The organism is Arthrobacter sp. SIMBA_036, from assembly GCF_046535135.1.
Lineage (GTDB): Bacteria > Actinomycetota > Actinomycetes > Actinomycetales > Micrococcaceae > Arthrobacter.
Genome location: NZ_JAWRXG010000012.1, coordinates 65,447 through 81,782 on the forward strand (window position 1 = coordinate 65,447; position 16,336 = coordinate 81,782).

The window sequence follows — 16,336 nt, forward strand, 5'->3', positions numbered from 1 at the left end:
CCGGCTGGAACCGTGACCCGACGCTACTGCCCCGCACCAACCCATTCCACGGAGCCATCCGCGAAGAACTGCTCCTTCCAAATGGGGACCTGCGCTTTGATCCGGTCCACGAGCTCCGAGCACACCGCGAACGCTTGGCCGCGGTGTGCTGCGGCCACGGCGCACACCAGCGCGGGATCGCCGATCTCCAGCATGCCGATCCGGTGTGCGGCCCAGATCCGGACGGGCTGCTCGGCTTCTCCGTGGTGCTCGGCGACGAGCTGCGCCACGACGTCGGACATGACCTTGTGCGCCGTGGGATGGGCGCTGTAGCTCAACCGCTCCACTGCCTTGCCGCCGTCGTGATTCCTGACGACGCCGCTGAAGCTGACCACTGCCCCGGCGGTGTCGGATTCAACGGCTGTCACCGCTTGGTCCACGGAGATGGGCTCGGCACTCAGCACGGCGTTCAGGACTTCGAAGTCCGTTTCAGTGCCCATGACTTCCTTCCATTTGCTCGCAGAGATGCCCGATCACGGGGTCAAGGACGGCCAGTCCATCCATGACACCCTTCGGGGATCCCGGGAGGTTGATAATAAAGGTCTTCCCCGAAACGCCGGCGTGGCCACGGCTCAACATCGCCAAGGGTGTTTTGGCAACTCCTGCCCGCCTGATGCCCTCCATGAGGCCGGGAATATGCCGATCCAGTAGCGGCAACGTCATCTCGGGAGTCCGGTCGTCGGCGCTGAGGCCGGTACCTCCGCTGGTGATCACCACCACAGGATCCTGCGTAAGGAGCGCCCTCAATGCAGCGCCCACCGGTTCGCCGTCGGGAACCACCATGGTGGGGAACGTGGTAAAGCCGTGTTCGGTGAGCCAATCCTGGATGACCGGACCGGTCTCGTCCGGGTAAAGGCCCGCCGCCGCGCGGGTGGAGGCAATCACGACGCCGGCCTTCCGCGGCCCGTGGTGCGGCTCGCAGGCGTTCATGAGCGGGGCTCGGGTGACGCGGGCTGCTCGGCGTCCAGCGACCAATCGCCGCTCTTTCCGCCACTCTTGGCGAGGACCAGAATGTCGGTCAAAACGGCATGCTTGTCCACGGCTTTGATCATGTCGTAGATGCTGAGCGCGGCAACGGACACTGCCGTCAGCGCTTCCATTTCCACGCCGGTAACTCCCCGGGTCTTCACGCTCGCCAGAATCCGGACCGCGTCGGCTGACAATTCAAAGTCCACGGTGACTTTGGCCAGGGGCAGCGGATGGCACAGCGGAATGAGCTCAGGAGTTTTCTTGGCGGCCATAATCCCCGCCACCCTGGCCACCGCGAGCGCATCGCCCTTGGGCAGCTCGCCTGCGCCAAGCAGGGCCAGGACGTCGGGCGTGCTCCGGACAGTCGCGGTGGCAGTTGCCTCGCGGGTTGTCTCGGTCTTCCCGGACACGTCCACCATCTGGGCGGTGCCGTCATGCCGCAGGTGGGTCAGGCCGGGAGGGTTTTCGGGATGTTGATTCACAGCATCCATACTTCCACCTCGGCGCCGTCGGGAAGTTCTGTGACATCGCCGGGGATGTGCACCAAAGCGTTGGAACGGGCCAGCGCGTGGACCAGGTGGGAACCTTCCCCGCCTTCCAAGCGGACTGAACCGTCCCCTTGCAGTGTGCCGCGTCGAACCTGGTGCTTACCCTGTGGAGAGGTCAGGCTCTCCCCCAAGCGTGCAGTCCGGGACGTCCGCAGTGCCGGGGCGCCGTGAACCAAGGACAACGCGGGCCGGAGGAACATTTCGAAAGAGACCAGGCAGCTGACCGGATTACCCGGGAAGCCCAGGAACGGCACCTCGTCGAACGTGCCCAAGCCTTGCGGCCCCCCGGGTTGCATGGCAACATGCACAAACTCCACGGGCTGGGCCGCCATGGCCTGGCGGACCACCTCATAGGCGCCCTTGCTCACTCCCCCGGTGGTGAGGATCAGATCCACCGGGTCCTCCGAAGCTCCCGTATGCCGGCGCAGCAGCCGCAGGAGGCTGCCGGGATCGTCGTCATTGATTCCGGCCCTCACTACTCCGAGGCCCGCCTGGCGCATGGAAGCTTCCAAGAGGGTTCCGTTGGAATCGTAGATTTTTCCTGCTGCGAGCTCCTGCCCCGGCTCCACCACTTCGTCTCCGGTGGTGACCAGGAGCGCGCGCAAGGGCTTACGGGTCTGGACGGTCGTCATTCCGAAGGCCGCCAGGAGGCCGAGTTGGGCGGGGCCCAGCAAAGTGCCTGCGGCGAGGGCCACGGTGCCTGCTGCGATGTCGCTTCCCGCGCCCCGAACGTAGGTGCCCGGTTTCACTGGCGGCAGCTGCACCACGGCGTCGGTTGTTTCAGGGCGCGGAAAGGAGTCCGGCGTCGCCTTTTCGATGGGCACGACGGCGTCTGCCCCCTCGGGGATCATTGCCCCGGTCATGATCGGTGCGGCGAAGCCGGGGCGGAGCGGTGCTGGCACCGCACCTGCCGGGACCGGTTCAGCGACACTGAGCTGCGCGCCGTCGTCGGGAATGTCCTGGGAGCGCACCGCAAAACCGTCCATCTGGGAATTCGCGAATGGCGGCAGCGACAACGGCGCTCGGACATCCACGGCGAGCACTGCGCCCAGCGCTTCCAGCAACGGCAGGTCCTGGGCGCCCTTGGACCCGGAGATCCCCGATAAGAGGTCCACTACTGCCTGGCGATGGTCCTGGACGCTTCTGGGCACGGTTTTCCTCCTGCGGCATGCCGGCTCAACGTTAGGGTCCGGACGTAACCAGCGTAGTTCTTCGGGTCAAGGTTCTTTCAGGTCACGGTTCTTTCAGGTCACTGTTCTTTCGGGTCACAGTTCTTTCAGGTCACTTTGAGATTGATGGTGTGGTAGCCCGTAGCACCGTCCGGGGCCGCAGGAGCCCGGTCTTCGGTCTGCGCAGTGCCGGTGGAATCGGTGGCGCGCACCTGGACTTCGTAGTCACCGGGGCCGAGGTCGAAGCTGCATTGCCACTGGTACCACGTGTCCGTGGAAATCGCGCTGGCAAGGGTCGCCTGTTGCCATGGTCCACGGTTGGTCCGCAGCTCTACACGCTCGATCCCCCGGTGCTGGGCCCAGGCAACTCCACCGAACTGCACCCTGCCGTGTTGGACACTGCGGCCGGTGCGTGGCACATCGATCCGTGATTCGGTCTTGATGGGTCCGTGATCACTCCATCCGCGCGGCGTCCAGTAACCGATGTCATCGGCGAACCGCGTGACTTTCAGCTCCGTGAGCCACTTGGTGGCAGAGACAAAACCATAGAGCCCAGGCACGATCATCCGGACGGGGAAACCGTGCTCCAGGGGTAGCGGTTCACCGTTCATTCCTACGGCCAGGAGCGCATCCCGGCTGTCGGTCAAGGCCTCCAAAGGCGTGCCGGCTGTCCAACCGTCGCTGCTGGTGGAGAGCACCATGTCTGCTCCCGCCTTGGGTCCGGCCATGGCCAGGAGTTCCCGGACGGGCCATCCGAGCCACAAAGCGTTGCCGATCAGATCTCCGCCTACCTCGTTGGAAACGCACGCTATGGTGATGTGCCGGGCCGTCATGGGCTTGGTCAAGAGGGTGGCGAAATCGAGTTCAACTTCCCGGTCCACCATCCCTGTGACCTTGAGTTTCCAGGTAGGCGGATCGATCCCCGGCACCGTCAAAGCGGTGTCGATGCGGTAAAAGTCCCGGTTCGGGGTGACGAGCGGGCTGATACCGTCCACGGGCAAGGTCGCCCCCGGCGGGATGGCTTGCGCTGCTGTTGCCGGCGCCGGGAGTGCCAGGGAACTCCGAAACCCGGAGGCAGCCGCTGTGGCCCTCGTCATCACGGTGGTGAGGGTTCCGGCAACGACGGCGGCGATGGACGTTCCCGCCAGGGTGTTCAGGAAACTGCGCCGCGCAATGGGCGCCGGGGCGTGAGCTTCCATTCCCGGTGCGGGCGGGCGCGGGGTCCAGGTGGCGAGCCGCCGGATCAGCGCCCGGAGCAGCAACATCGTCACCACGGCGGCAACGATCGGCGCGAAGGCCGCTTGCGTGGTGGCCTGCGCACGGGTCACGACGGCGGTCAGCCCGGCGATCCCTGCCAGTCCAGCCAGTGCCAGGCCCAGGCCCGCCCGACGACGCTCCAGGATGCCGGCCAGCGCTGAGAGGACAGCGGCTACTACCACGATGGAAACGATGAGTACGGCCTTGTCCGAGGTGCCGAAGAGTTGGATCACCAGATCCTTGACACCTGGCGGCACAGCATCGATCACTGCGCCGCCGAGGGCTGTTACCGGCGAAACTGACGGGCTCAGGAGGCCGGCGACCAGCTCACCGACGGCGACTCCGGCTGCACCGGCGGCGAGGCCAGCGGCCGCGGCCCACAACCTAGGCCTGTTCATGAAGTGCCTCCCGGGCAGTGGTGGGTGGTTCGAGGTGCCGCGCATTTCGGGTCGGTGGTGTGGTGGGAAGGGACAAAACGAAGCGGCAGCCGCCGTCGACGTTCTGGACGGCGACCGCCCCGCCATGTGCCTTCACGATCCCCGCCACCATGCTCAGTCCGATTCCGGCCCCGTTGTAGCGTCCTTGCAAGGGGTCGGAACTGCTGCGCGACGAATCCTTTTGCCAGCCTGTTTCGAACAGGTGCGGCAGATCCTCCGCCGGAATGCCACCGCAATGGTCCTGCACTGAAACCACTGCGTTCCCGTCATCGCTCCCGACGCTGACATGGACATCAGTATCCGGTTTGCTGTAGAGGATGGCGTTGTGAAGCACGTTCCTCACGGCGCGGGCCAGGCTGGGTCCATCGGCCACCGCCATGCACTCCCTGTTGCCGCCGCCGTCGAGCCTGATACCGCGTTGCGCGGCCAAGGGTGTGAGGTCTGAGATGGCGTCGCTGACTAAGTCATAGAGATCCAGGGCCTCAGCCCGGAGCAGGAGGCTCCCGGCCTGGATTTTGGACAGTTCCAGAAGATCGTTGACCATGGCCGTCATCTGTTCGGTCTGGCCGATGATTTTCCGGTAGTAGCCAGGGACATCGGTGGCCATGCCGTCCTCGAGCGCTTCGGTCATGGCGCGCACACTCGCCAGGGGTGTCCGCAGATCGTGCGAGATCCAGGACATCAGCTCCCGGCGCGCGGTCTCCATGGCCGCTTCACGTTTCCGGGACTCGGCCAAGTTGCGGCTGCTTGCTTCCAATTCGGTGGCGAGCTCTGCCAGTTCTGACGTCATGGCCGGAACGGGCCTACGGCGGTCTTCGACGCCCGAATCGAGTGTTTCACCCCGGCCCAGGCGACGCGCGGACTCCACCAGCTTGGCGGCGTTGCGGGAAACGCCCGCCCCGAGCATGAGGGACAAGCAAACAGCCACCGCCGATGCCATGCCCAGGATGTACCACATGACTTCGAGGTCCCTGGCGGAGATGAACATGGCGTTGAAGGCGCTGACCATGCCGGCCACCAGGACGGCTACGGTGGCCAGGACCACGAGGCAAATTTGGGTCAGCACCGAAGCCCTGCCAAGTGCCCGCAGCAGCGCCAGCGCTCCTGCTCCAATCACCACGGCCCACAGCAGGACCCAGGCGAGGATCGTGACGAGTTCATTGCCCTGCATGCCCGGATCCTTTCGCCTCGAAGCGATAACCGACGCCCCACACGGTCTTGATGAGTTCGGGCTTGGTGGGGTTGACCTCAATTTTTTCCCGCAAGCGGCGAACGTGCACCGTCACCGTGGAAAGGTCTCCGAAGTCCCAGCCCCACACGGCCTTGATGAGGTCTTCCCTGCTGAATACCTGGTTTGGCCGCCGCATGAGGAATGCCAAGAGATCGAATTCCCGGGCGGTCAGGGCCAAGGGCGTGCCGTGATGCTTGACCGTGCGGGCCGCTGGATCGAGTTCGATTCCGCCGGCTTCCACCGGAGGTTCAGGCGCGAAATCCTTGATGCTCCGGCGCAATACGGACTTCACCCGCAGGACCAGTTCCCGGGGTGAGAAGGGTTTGGTGACGTAGTCGTCAGCACCCATCTCCAAGCCCAGGACGCGATCTTCTTCTGCCCCCAGGGCGGTCACCATGATCACCGGGACGGTCATGCTCAGGCGCAGCCGCCGGCACACCTCAACTCCGTCCAAGCCGGGAAGCATCCTGTCCAGGATCACCAAGTCCGGTTTACGTTCCGCTGCCAGGGCCAGCGCGGTGAACCCGTCCCCCGCGACATCCACTTGGAATCCGGCCTTGAAGAGATATCCGCGGACAACATCGGCGATGGTCTGTTCGTCCTCTACCAAAAGGATCCGACGGTTTCCCGGATCCGCCGATACCGCCGCATGTGTGGTCACGCTTTCAGCATAGGTACGCGAAGGTGCCTCGGCACGCGCTGCGGGCACCAAGTGGGCAAGTGTACGAATTCCGTAAGGACTTCGAAGCGCTACAGCGGCGAATGGTCACGTCCCGGGCGCCGATGCCGGCCTTGGTTCAGGAGTTGCCGGCTACCGGGGTGGAAGGGCCAGCGCAGCCCGGCCATCCCTGGCCCGCCTGGCGCGAAGAGATCACCTCGAGGAACAGATTCAGCAAAAACTAAGGGACGGTACGGCTGACATTGGTCGAACCGTTCGATGTGGAGAACGCGTCCGACGTCGCATGGACCGGCAAGAACCTCCGTCCTGGTTTTTAGAGTTCCTCGGCCAGGTCAGGTTCCGCAGAAAGTCGAGTAGTTGCCGAAATCCTCCGGCGCGCCCTCCGCGTATCGTTCCAGGCCGGGACGCTCGGTAAAGGGCTCGGTGACGGCCACGAGAAGTTCGTGCAGCGGAGCAAGCTTTCCATTCGTAGCCGCTGCAAGCGCCTCTTCCACGAGGTGGTTCCGGGGAATATACGCCGGGTTTACACTGTCCATCAGTTCCGCGTCGGGTTCAAGCGCAAGCCACCGCTCCGCCCAGGCGTCAAAGGCCGCAAGGTCAAGGACCATCCCGTGCACGGGACCGAGGTCTCCGCGGGCGGCCTTGCCCAGGCGCCGGAAGAACAGGGTGTAATCCACCGGGCCGTCTTTCAGGATGGCAATAACGTCATCGACCAGACTGGACGCGGCTATGTCTTCTTTTGCGCCGCTTGCGAGGCCGAGTTTGGCCTTCATACCTTCGGACCAGGCTTTGCTGTAGTTTTCGCGGAACCCGCCGAGCGCCTCCATTGCCGGAGCCACGGCCTTCTCCTGGTCCTCGTGGATGAGCGGCAATATGGCCTCGGCGAGGCGGGCAAGGTTCCATTCGGCCAGCACAGGCTGGTTGGCGTAGGCATAGCGTCCGCTGACGTCGATGGAACTGTAGACGGCGGCAGGATTGAACGCGTCCATGAACGCACACGGGCCGTAGTCGATGGTTTCCCCCGAGATGGTCATGTTGTCCGTATTCATGACCCCGTGCACGAATCCCACCAGCATCCAGCGCGCCACCAGGGCTGCCTGTGCAGCGCCGACGGACGAGAGCAATGCAAGGTAGGGGTTTTCCGCCTCGGCATCCTGCGGGTAGTGCCGGCTGATGGCATGGTCTGCCAGCCGTTTCAGCAGGTCCATGTTTTCAGTTGCCCGGGCATATTGGAAACTACCGACGCGCAGGTGGCTGCCCGCTACCCGCGCCAGGACCGCGCCGGGCAGCATAGTGCTGCGGCGGACTTGCCTCCCCGTTGCGACGACGGCCAGCGAGCGGGTGGTGGGGATGCGCAGCGCGTGCATCGACTCACTGATGAGGTACTCCCGCAGCATAGGCCCGAGGACTGCCCGGCCGTCTCCCGCACGGGCGAAGGGCGTGCGGCCCGAACCTTTCAGGTGGATGTCGAGGACGCGTCCGGCGCGATCGGTAACCTCACCCATAAGTAGGGCGCGTCCGTCGCCGAGCAAGGGCGAATAGCCGCCGAACTGGTGGCCGGCGTAGGCCTGTGCCACGGGCGTGGCACCGTCGGGAACGTGGTTCCCGACGAGGAACCGCACCCCTTCGAGGTTGCGCAGGTACTCAGGGTCGAGGTCCAGGTCCTTAGCCAAGGCCTCGTTCAGCACGAGGAGCTCGGGGCCCGGCGCTTCCTCGGCCTGCCAAGGGACGGCGAGTTCGGGCAGTTCGCGGGCGAAACGGCCGTCAATAGTGACAGTGGACTCGGCTGCTGCCGTCATGGTTCATCCTTCTCGCTGTGATTTGGAGATGATTCGCCCATTCGTTGCCGCGAATTGGGACAGCAATCGGTACTAGGGGGGCAGTCCCGCTAGTGTTCCAGGTCGTCGGGCTCGAACTCACTGAGCGGTGACCCGCCGAATTCTTCCTCTTCGTCGTTGGCGTCCGCTTCCCGTCCGGTGGGGGCTTCACCGAAATCGATGTCTGCTGCTGCTTCCTCAAGTGTGGGCGTGTCCGGCTTGGCCCGCTCGTCCCCGAGGCGGGTAAGCGGCTGGGCGGCTTGTTCCCGCGTCTTCCCGTCGCTCAGGAAGTCTTCCTCTTCACCCGAGACAGCCTCGTCTGACGGCAAAGGGTCCTCCTGCGCAACGTCCAGCTCATCGTCAGGGAGGTTCTGCTCAGTCATGATGATGCCTTCCGCGTTGACCTGAGAGCATGTAGTACTAAGCCTACTGACGATTGCTGGGGATGTGAACATCGAGGGGTTCAGAGTCCGAGGTCGTTGACAGCGGTGACCCAGTTGGTCGCGATCGCCTTCTGGGCGGTGGCGAGGGTGACCTTGTGCCAGCACACGGCCTTGTTCAGTTTGGTCTCGACGGCGTCTTTCGGGTTGGTGGTGCCCGGGGCGCCGACCCGGTTCGGTTCCGGCCACAGGTTGGAGACAGCATTGGTACCGCCCAGCTGGAGCGAAATCAGGTGGTCGTACTCAGTGGAGGACGCACGGGTTTGGCCGTACTGGGTCAGGCTCAGGGCCTTGATCTTGTCGGTATCGGAGGAGGGGGCCCGCACGGTGTTCGTGTAGCCGGACTTGCAGATCGTGGAGCCCAGGTTGTCCTGCGTGACGGCGGGGTCCACAGCGCCGGGGGTACAGGCCGAGTCTGGCAGGTACAGCCCGGCCGGCGCGTCCACGGTGCGCACCTTGCACTGGCCGGCAGCGAGGTTTTCATCGATGGCGACCTTATCCGGTGAATGCACGACCCTCACGTCCGCCGCGGTGCCGGGAAGCGGTCCCGCCGGGACCGCTGAAACGGAAGGGGCGGTCCCTACGGCCGGCGCCGAATCGGCTGAGCTGTCCTCGCGGTCGGCCGGAGAGGACGGGGCTGCGGTGGCTGCAGCCTTCGGCGAAGCACTGCGGGTCTTCTGGGAGTTGGCGTAAAGGAAACCGACGACCACGAGTGCGGCAATAATCAGTGCGGCGAACAGAACAAGGCGTTTGCGGGAGAAAGTCATGGGTCCTATGTGTACGGCGGGCGGCGATTCTGTCCTCAAGCGTTTGTAGGACGCAGAGTATCTTCCCACCTCAAGCGGTCAAGCGCTGTCAGGCGCGACGGTTGGAATGTCTAAGACCGACCGGTCATTTCGCCACCGCAGCCTGTCTCGAGGTCAAGTTCGTGATCTGACACTCTCTGAGTTTCCGGGCAGCGTTATCCATCTTCAATACGTTCCTTCTGTGGCTCGGGATCATCTTCTTCGTTGCGATGCTGACCGGGCTGTATACCCTGGCCGCGGGTCGGCGTTCATGGGTCCCCGTGGACAGGCGAGGAAGCGGAGGAATCCTGCTTGTTGCAGGGACAATTGGCTGGACCGTCTCATGGGGGTCTTTGGGTCGTCGCTGCCAAGGCAGGATGCCCTAGAGGCCGAGGCGTTCGGCGATGCGCATCAGCTGGTTGGGCCGGTCCTCGTGATCCAGGACGATCATCGCCCCGGCGCAGTGCTTGGATGCGGCGGTGACCTCCAGGGTGTCGCCCTCTTCATCTGCGTCGAGTGTCTTGTGGCAGTGGAACGAAACGTCAGCGTGCAGTGCGTCAGCGATGTCCTGAGCGCGCTCCTGCGACAGGAACGGGACGTGGTCGGTGCGGAAGGGACCAGTCCCCGCAGGGCCGCTTGAGGTTGAAGGCGGTGGCGGGTGAGGTGGCCATGGATCTCATGTGTCCTGAGTTTCCCCTCGCCAGCGTCAATAGGTGCCGCCGCGCCTATCCGAGCTCTCACTCGCGTCTCGGTAGCATGGTGATGATCACCGGCTTGCGGAGGGAAACGAGGTTGCCTTGAAATGTCCGCGTCGCTGTTTCAGGTGAGCGTCCTCCGTGCCGTCGGCTGCTCGCTTGCCGTCCTGACGCTGACCTTGGCCATGGGACTCTCGCCGGCCCTGGCACAGGACTGCGGTGTTCTCACGGTCGTTCCAGGGGCGTGCCAAAGTCCGTCTACCCAGCCGCGTCCGGGCCCAACAACCAAAGCAACTGCAACCCCGGCGGCGTCTCCAGCAGCGGCGTCCCCTGCAGTGGCAACCCGTGGCCCGGCAGCACCCCCGGTGGCAGTACCTGCGCAGGAAGCCCCCGTTGTGGCTCCCGCTGTGCCTGCTACGTCCCGTCCAACTGCCTCCGTGCCCGAGGTAGGCCCGCAGACCGGCGCCGCGCCGATTCCTGCCATCGCGGCTCCTGTGGGGCCTACCGCTGCAGTCACTGCCGCCGCACCCGCCACCGAGTCACCTGCCATCGCCCCGTCAGGGGCGCCGGCTGGAGCCACCAATTATCCGCAGCCCCCGGGAAGGACTGGGAAGACTGTGGCGGGTGCCGGGTTGCTGGCGCTGGGCGGGCTATTCGTTGCCGGCGCCGCCCTTGCTGGTCTCACAGGGTGCCGGCCCTGGCGTGGCCAAGGTGGACAGGGAAGGTAAGCCCAGAGGTTCGCTGAGCTATAGAGTATGTGGCTATGACCGCATCAGTCAGCAAGGTCCCGGGCCGAACCGTCCAGCGCGTCGTCATTGTCCACGGGTATGAATCTTCGCCGGATGCAAACTGGTTTCCCTGGCTCCAGAGGGTTCTCGAAGCTGAGGGCAAAGCAGTCACCGTGGTTCCTCTCCCCGATCCGGACTCTCCTGACAAGGGAGCATGGAAGGACGCTGTCAGCTCGGCGCTGGGTGTGCCCGATGCGAGAACGGTAGTTGTGGCACATTCACTTGGGGCGGTCACCTCCCTCCGAGCACTCGCGGCGCTGCCTGAGCCGTGGGAACTGGGCGGCCTGGTCTTGGTGGCCGGCTTCACGGACCCGCTGGAAGCACTGCCGGAACTCGATGGCTTCCTGGCATCGGAGGTTGACGTTGAGCGGGTAGCAAAGAGCATTGGGCAACGAACAGTCATCCGCTCCGAGACCGACCCCTTCGTACCACCTGAAGCATCCGATGACCTCGCCCGGCGCCTGGACGCGCGGCTGCAGGTTTACCCGGGAGCCGGACACTTCATGGCAGAAGACGGCGTCACAAAGTTCCCGGCTCTTCTTGACGCGATTCGGCTCAGGTAGGGGCTCCGGTGAATTAGAGCCCGGGCGGCCAGCTCCGCTTGCCGGGCCTCCGGCGCAGACCCGGCATCAAGCCTCCGGTGTGGTCCTACGGGAGAGGTAGAGACCCACGATGTCGCCGCCGGTTTTGAGCAGCATCTTCCTGAGTCCTGGCCGTTTCAGCTTCCCGGTTCTCGCGTTCCCCCGCCTTCTGTTGACCCGTCTTAACCCGAGCAGGTCGTTAATCGAGGTCTGACACTCCAGCTCGTCCCCGCGCTCCGCCACACCACCGATTTATGTGCCCTGCAGGCGGCGGCCACCGTGACACACCGGGCTCAGGTCAACAACCTCGGATCGGAGGTGCCAGCCGTGTCACCATGAAGGAGCTCGAACGTGGTCGGGTGCTCCGGCCGTGGCGTTGGACGGTTCCCAAAACTCTCTTCCCTTTGCGTAGATTCGTCAGCATACTTACTATTCAAAGTGTCCAGGAAGGAGTCCGCCATGAGCATCACCGAAGCTACTCTTACCGCAGTCCTAAACCTGCATGATGTACCGATAGAGCTGCACCGTGATCCGGAGCTGCGCGCCGTCGCGTACGTCTTAGCAGCCCTGCAGGGACCAAGCAACGACGTAGAACGGCGCTTCTACGACGCTAAAACGACTCTCTCGACCGTGCCGCGCCGGGCGAAACACCCCGCGAGGTAACCAACCGCGAGATGCTCACGGAGATCCATACAACCCGGCTGTTCTACCGACTCGGCCAACTGCACACCGGGGTGGATCTCCCACCCCACGAAACGGGCTGATCCTGCGTATGCCTGCAGGAAGGATCGGTCCGCGTCGGCGGAGAGTGCGAGGTTACTGCCGCCTACGAAGCGCTAGGCCTACAAGAACTTGCCGTGCGCGTAGCACGTCCGTGTCAGTGACGAGTCGCAACATCCGCGCAGTGACCAAGTGCAGGAGGACGCCAATTCCGATCAACAGAATACCCGGGAAGGGAAGCAGTAGCCGGGCGATGAGCAATGCCGGCAGCATCCCGCCTAACGCCACTGCGTGTCGGAAAGGTCCGGACAGTGGAAGACCCTTCCGAGGCTGCAATTGTAGGTACGCGTGAGCCAACAGGCCGGTTGCCGCCCAGGTGCCGATCCCGAACGCAATTGCTGCTCCGGCTGCTCCGGCCCGCGGCACAAGAAGGAAGAGGGCCAATACCTCGGTCGCCGCTGCCAGACTCGCCCGGACGGCGACCTGCCTAGCTGCGCCGAGCGCCACGAGTGCCTGGAGAAGCATCTGGGCAAGCAGGAGACCAAGCGCACCGATCGCTAGAACGCGGACGAGAGAAGAGGCGTGACTATAACTTGCCGGAAAGGCAATCGCCAGTATCGGCTCCGGCGCGATAATTAACGCGAACTGTATGGGCAGGAGGCTTAGAGGCACGTACCGCAGAGCAGCTAGGAACCATGCATGAGAATCGGGGCCGGGACCATGATGCGCCAGGTAGGGAAACACTACGCTGGACAATGTTATCCCGACGAAGAAAACGGCGCGTGCCAAGATGTTGGCGACCTGGTACTCCGCTACAGCGGCGTTGCCCCCTGGCCCGTACGCAGATAAATAGAGCACGTCAACCGTCATCACAACACCTAGGGCTATTATCCCGATACCAATGGGGACAGACTGGCGGAACGTCGCGAACGCAGCCAAGGGTCCTCGCCTTGGGATTCGACTCGCCAACGCGAAGAGTCCACCTAGCGTCGCAGCCAAGGAGCCGAGCAAGAAAGCCAGTGCGACTCCCGGCACTCCCAAGCCCAGAACCCCGCCCAGCGACACTCCCACTACGAATCGAATCGCTGTTTCCACTGACTGAACGAAAGCCATGCCGCCAAACAGACGGCAACCTTGAAATGCGCCCAGGAACACATTGTTAATGGCGATCAGCGGTATCGTGCAAGCGACTAGTCCGATGACGATCGGTCCTGCGTCCGGCAGTGGTACTCCCGCGACTCCCTGCGCTACCAGCAGACCGACTAACAGAGCTAGGCCCAATGCGGCATTGCCTACAAGCGCAGAGCGGAACGTTGCGGCGCTGCCGTCCTCCAGGCCGTCCTCCGCCTGCGCCATTCGACGGGCAAGTATCGGGGGCAGCGCCGCGTTCAGAATGAAAGAGCTCAACCCGAAGAAGGACTGCATGACGCTAACGCGTCCGAAATTTTCCGCAGTAAGAAACCAGGCAAGCGCAACCCCGAAACCATAGTTCAAGGCTGAGTTGAATACGAGCCGAAGGACCAGTATGGCACCGCCTGCAGCCCCGCTTGCGGGCTGGCGCACCCCTTGGACTACCGAGATGCGCCAATCGCGCCACGATCTGGTCATGCGCCCCATCTCCAACGGTAGGAATGGATACCTCGGACGGCAAACCCCCAATGGGCCTCGGCGGCCAACGAGTCATCGCACGCCACTCTTACGTAGTGACCCAGCTACCGGGACGCGTATAAGCTCACGACACTTATCGCACGAGCCTCGTTGACCTCGCGAACTGTGTCATGCGCCTCCTCGTAGAAGCCGAGAGGTGCTGCCGAGCCTGGCCCCGCAATCGATCGACAGCTACGCTCTGCATCCAAGCTGTCGATCCGACGAGGCTGCCCGAGAACATTGAAATTTTCAGCTGCTCTTGCACTCCGGTTGCGAACTCTCGTTTATGAGGCTCGTCCTCGCCGGCTATCTGCACCAAGCGCAGATGTGGCTGCTCACAGGCATATGTCAGAACGTCTTCGAACATCTGGATGCCCGGCGCATATTGCCGAAAATTCTCATCGTAAGCGGTCTTCAGCGCGTATACGACACCCGACTGTTCGAGTGACAAACTGATCGCGATTAGCTTGCCGCTCAACCTCAGGAAGTGCAGTCTGAGTAGTCCCTGATCCGCCGCCCACGCAGATAGCTCCTGGTAGAACTGCGTCGTGGAGGGTCGCGACAGGATGGCAGTTCCTTCGTTTCCCTTCCACCCTGCCGCTTCCAAGGTGAGTGCTTGGGCGAGTAGATTCTGCAGATCTTCCTTGCCGTCATGGACCGAGGACGAGATCTCTCCGAGTTGAGCCAGCTTGCGGCGCCTACGCGCCATATCCTGACGACGCGATCGCCCCAGCACCGCGTTCCGGACTGTCTCCCAGGGCTGGCTCACGTCAACGTAGGTCGATCGTCGGATGACATCCCGGCTTACCCGGTAGTCCTGCTCCGCAGCTGCTTCAACGATGGCTTGTTCCGTTGCGCCCACTGGGATAAACCGCATATCCACGCGCTGAGCATTCTCAAGAAGCCGCGGTACTAGGACCCGAGTCGCATTTTCATCGGTCGATAGAGGTTCGAATGCAGGCGTTTCAGCATTGACCGGGGCGCGGAAGCCCAGTTGCGTTGGATTGAGAGGCAGCAGGGCAGCCAACTGTCCCCCTCGATGCGCCGAGAGCACCTGCAGCGACCGCCCGGGCTGGAAAGCCCTCATCCACGGGCGGAACCAACCTGGGCGCATGTAGGGCGGGGCGTCGGACGACAGGGCAAAGTCGTCCCATTCCTGCTCCAATGAGTCGTCCAGCGGCCGCAACGCACAGATGTATTCAGCTGACATGATCAACCTCGCCCGACTCGTGGAGTTTCCCTTGGCACGGCACGATCCTCACTATCGCCCATCCTGGAACCCGTTGTCCAGAGCCGTACCGAAAAGCCCCTGTACCCCATTGGAAACAAAACCCACCGGGTCCGTTTTCCCGTTGTCACTGGGAATTCCATCTCGGGGGAGCTCATTTCTCAGCGCGTGCGGAGCTACTCCGACGGGAAGCTGCTTTGGATGCGAGCGGACATTCGGCATTTCGCAGAGCTCAGCGGCCAACTTGCCGATTGACAACCGTGTTCCGCAACCGCCTGGTGGCCAGAATAGTTTTCTTCACGCCATAGAAAACTTTGGGTGAGCTGCGGACCAGAGCTGTCTTCGTTGCAGTTTCGGCGCGTGCCTTGGCTCTGTAGGTCAGGGGCGGATTTCCCAAGGGCTCGATGATCTGCGAGTGGGTCGCGAAGTCGAATTTGTAAGGCTCGGCGCCCTGCAGGAAATCGAATGATTTATGGCCTTGCCGGAAGCTGTCCTCCATCATCCGAATGAGGAGTTCCTTGCCGACACCGTACGCGGCAAAGGCGGGGTCATAGGCAGGAATAAGGGCCAGGTATTCGTCGTGCCAAAGGAACCCGGCGTGTAGCGCCACGTATTGATCCGCAACTTTCAGCGACGAGACTATCAGGTGCCCGTCCAGGAAGAGGCGTCTCAGCATCGCGCGCGCCCGGACGTTGTCCAGTGTTTCGTTACCGCCCCCGTACTGCTCGCATTTCCAGGCACAAAGGAGTTCTAAAGCCTGGATGTCGCGGTCATCAAACAGGTAGGCAACCTCCGCAAAGTTGGCGAGAAGCTTGGCACGCCGTTGGCGCATATGTCTCAGCAGATTCCTGCTGCGGGCGTGGATGAACTCTTCGTAGTTCTCCCAGCTGCCAAATCTATCCCAGACGACGAGAGGCGCGGGTTCCTGCCCGGTGTAGGAGGCGCTTGCCTCGGGATGGAGGTCGTCGAGCGTCTGGGTAGACGTAACCACCTTAGGAATGAAGCGCACAGGCTCGGCGGCGGCCTCGTGCTGCGGGAGAGGCTTTATGTAGTCATAGAAGGGACCGCTGACAAGAGGCCTTTTGCCGTCAACTTCTGCTAGGCGAAAGAAGTGTCCGTTTACGCTGTATATCTTGAATCGAAAGTCCTTGGCCTGATAGAAGTCGCTGGCCAGCGCTGTGAGGAACTCGTCAGAAGCAAAAAAGTCCACGCCGGACCCCCGTTGTTGGCCGTCCAATAAGTAGACTTATTATTGCCCGATCGACACTGGCGGACAATACTTATTTTGCCACAGTCCCTTAGTCCT

At 63.1% G+C, this 16,336-nt stretch carries 17 protein-coding genes; 4 read left to right on the plus strand and 13 right to left on the minus strand.

Annotated elements, in window-relative coordinates; all coding sequences use genetic code 11:
* Positions 1-23: 23 nt before the first annotated feature.
* From SB659_RS16130 to SB659_RS16175, 10 genes are all read right to left on the minus strand, one after another.
* Entirely contained in the window at positions 24-479 is a 456-nt protein-coding gene (locus tag SB659_RS16130) for a molybdenum cofactor biosynthesis protein MoaE (RefSeq protein ID WP_284980007.1), read from the minus strand.
* Complete coding sequence (locus SB659_RS16135) at positions 469-969, minus strand: molybdenum cofactor biosynthesis protein B (RefSeq protein ID WP_410551126.1); 501 nt, start codon at positions 967-969, stop codon at positions 469-471. The genes SB659_RS16130 and SB659_RS16135 overlap by 11 nt, the downstream gene beginning before the upstream one ends.
* Positions 966-1,499, minus strand: a complete 534-nt coding sequence (moaC, locus tag SB659_RS16140; RefSeq protein ID WP_410551053.1) for a cyclic pyranopterin monophosphate synthase MoaC — start codon at positions 1,497-1,499, stop codon at positions 966-968. The genes SB659_RS16135 and moaC overlap by 4 nt, the downstream gene beginning before the upstream one ends.
* The gene (glp, locus tag SB659_RS16145) at positions 1,487-2,707 is read right to left on the minus strand and encodes a gephyrin-like molybdotransferase Glp (RefSeq protein ID WP_410551054.1); all 1,221 of its coding nucleotides are present in this window, start codon (positions 2,705-2,707) and stop codon (positions 1,487-1,489) included. The genes moaC and glp overlap by 13 nt, the downstream gene beginning before the upstream one ends.
* A gap of 125 nt (positions 2,708-2,832) precedes the next feature.
* A complete protein-coding gene (locus tag SB659_RS16150) occupies positions 2,833-4,380 on the minus strand; it encodes a molybdopterin-dependent oxidoreductase (protein ID WP_410551055.1) in 1,548 nt (515 codons plus the stop codon).
* The gene (locus tag SB659_RS16155) at positions 4,367-5,590 is read right to left on the minus strand and encodes a sensor histidine kinase (protein ID WP_410551056.1); all 1,224 of its coding nucleotides are present in this window, start codon (positions 5,588-5,590) and stop codon (positions 4,367-4,369) included. The genes SB659_RS16150 and SB659_RS16155 overlap by 14 nt, the downstream gene beginning before the upstream one ends.
* Positions 5,577-6,311: a response regulator transcription factor gene (locus SB659_RS16160; protein ID WP_284980002.1), complete on the minus strand. Its 735-nt coding sequence runs from the start codon at positions 6,309-6,311 to the stop codon at positions 5,577-5,579. The genes SB659_RS16155 and SB659_RS16160 overlap by 14 nt, the downstream gene beginning before the upstream one ends.
* 350 nt (positions 6,312-6,661) lie before the next feature.
* On the minus strand, positions 6,662-8,128 hold the full coding sequence (locus SB659_RS16165; RefSeq protein WP_410551057.1) for a protein adenylyltransferase SelO: 1,467 nt from the start codon (positions 8,126-8,128) through the stop codon (positions 6,662-6,664).
* 89 nt (positions 8,129-8,217) lie between these two features.
* Positions 8,218-8,529, minus strand: coding sequence for a hypothetical protein (locus SB659_RS16170; RefSeq protein ID WP_410551058.1), 312 nt, complete (start codon positions 8,527-8,529; stop codon positions 8,218-8,220).
* 80 nt (positions 8,530-8,609) lie between these two features.
* Positions 8,610-9,353: a hypothetical protein gene (locus SB659_RS16175; RefSeq protein ID WP_410551059.1), complete on the minus strand. Its 744-nt coding sequence runs from the start codon at positions 9,351-9,353 to the stop codon at positions 8,610-8,612.
* A 361-nt stretch (positions 9,354-9,714) separates the two neighbouring features.
* Between SB659_RS16175 and SB659_RS16180 the strand changes: the two genes are divergently transcribed.
* The 4 genes from SB659_RS16180 (at position 9,715) to SB659_RS16195 (ending at position 12,098) form a co-directional block, all read left to right on the plus strand.
* Positions 9,715-10,011, plus strand: a complete 297-nt coding sequence (locus tag SB659_RS16180) for a hypothetical protein (RefSeq protein WP_410551060.1) — start codon at positions 9,715-9,717, stop codon at positions 10,009-10,011.
* 162 nt (positions 10,012-10,173) lie between these two features.
* Positions 10,174-10,794 carry a hypothetical protein gene (locus SB659_RS16185; protein ID WP_410551061.1) on the plus strand — a complete coding sequence of 207 codons (621 nt, stop codon included), beginning with the start codon at positions 10,174-10,176 and terminating at the stop codon, positions 10,792-10,794.
* 35 nt (positions 10,795-10,829) lie between these two features.
* Positions 10,830-11,417 carry an RBBP9/YdeN family alpha/beta hydrolase gene (locus SB659_RS16190; RefSeq protein WP_284979997.1) on the plus strand — a complete coding sequence of 196 codons (588 nt, stop codon included), beginning with the start codon at positions 10,830-10,832 and terminating at the stop codon, positions 11,415-11,417.
* Positions 11,418-11,894: 477 nt separating this feature from the next.
* Complete coding sequence (locus SB659_RS16195; RefSeq protein ID WP_410551062.1) at positions 11,895-12,098, plus strand: hypothetical protein; 204 nt, start codon at positions 11,895-11,897, stop codon at positions 12,096-12,098.
* 153 nt (positions 12,099-12,251) lie between these two features.
* Here the strand turns inward: SB659_RS16195 and SB659_RS16200 are convergent, their stop codons facing one another.
* From SB659_RS16200 to SB659_RS16210, 3 genes are all read right to left on the minus strand, one after another.
* Positions 12,252-13,763, minus strand: a complete 1,512-nt coding sequence (locus tag SB659_RS16200; RefSeq protein WP_410551063.1) for an oligosaccharide flippase family protein — start codon at positions 13,761-13,763, stop codon at positions 12,252-12,254.
* A 133-nt stretch (positions 13,764-13,896) separates the two neighbouring features.
* On the minus strand, positions 13,897-15,012 hold the full coding sequence (locus tag SB659_RS16205) for a GNAT family N-acetyltransferase (protein WP_410551064.1): 1,116 nt from the start codon (positions 15,010-15,012) through the stop codon (positions 13,897-13,899).
* A 250-nt stretch (positions 15,013-15,262) separates the two neighbouring features.
* Entirely contained in the window at positions 15,263-16,240 is a 978-nt protein-coding gene (locus tag SB659_RS16210) for a GNAT family N-acetyltransferase (protein ID WP_284979993.1), read from the minus strand.
* Positions 16,241-16,336 lie beyond the last annotated feature (96 nt).

Excerpts from the sequence above, each read along its gene's own strand:
- SB659_RS16130 (WP_284980007.1), bottom strand. The coding sequence starts at position 479 with ATGGGCACTGAAACGGACTTCGAAGTCCTGAACGCCGTGCTGAGTGCC.
- SB659_RS16135 (WP_410551126.1), bottom strand. The coding sequence starts at position 969 with ATGAACGCCTGCGAGCCGCACCACGGGCCGCGGAAGGCCGGCGTCGTG.
- moaC (WP_410551053.1), bottom strand. The coding sequence starts at position 1,499 with ATGGATGCTGTGAATCAACATCCCGAAAACCCTCCCGGCCTGACCCAC.
- SB659_RS16150 (WP_410551055.1), bottom strand. The coding sequence starts at position 4,380 with ATGAACAGGCCTAGGTTGTGGGCCGCGGCCGCTGGCCTCGCCGCCGGT.
- SB659_RS16155 (WP_410551056.1), bottom strand. The coding sequence starts at position 5,590 with ATGCAGGGCAATGAACTCGTCACGATCCTCGCCTGGGTCCTGCTGTGG.
- SB659_RS16165 (WP_410551057.1), bottom strand. The coding sequence starts at position 8,128 with ATGACGGCAGCAGCCGAGTCCACTGTCACTATTGACGGCCGTTTCGCC.
- SB659_RS16170 (WP_410551058.1), bottom strand. The coding sequence starts at position 8,529 with ATGACTGAGCAGAACCTCCCTGACGATGAGCTGGACGTTGCGCAGGAG.
- SB659_RS16175 (WP_410551059.1), bottom strand. The coding sequence starts at position 9,353 with ATGACTTTCTCCCGCAAACGCCTTGTTCTGTTCGCCGCACTGATTATT.
- SB659_RS16180 (WP_410551060.1), top strand. The coding sequence starts at position 9,715 with ATGGGGGTCTTTGGGTCGTCGCTGCCAAGGCAGGATGCCCTAGAGGCC.
- SB659_RS16185 (WP_410551061.1), top strand. The coding sequence starts at position 10,174 with ATGTCCGCGTCGCTGTTTCAGGTGAGCGTCCTCCGTGCCGTCGGCTGC.
- SB659_RS16190 (WP_284979997.1), top strand. The coding sequence starts at position 10,830 with ATGACCGCATCAGTCAGCAAGGTCCCGGGCCGAACCGTCCAGCGCGTC.
- SB659_RS16195 (WP_410551062.1), top strand. The coding sequence starts at position 11,895 with ATGAGCATCACCGAAGCTACTCTTACCGCAGTCCTAAACCTGCATGAT.
- SB659_RS16200 (WP_410551063.1), bottom strand. The coding sequence starts at position 13,763 with ATGACCAGATCGTGGCGCGATTGGCGCATCTCGGTAGTCCAAGGGGTG.
- SB659_RS16205 (WP_410551064.1), bottom strand. The coding sequence starts at position 15,012 with ATGTCAGCTGAATACATCTGTGCGTTGCGGCCGCTGGACGACTCATTG.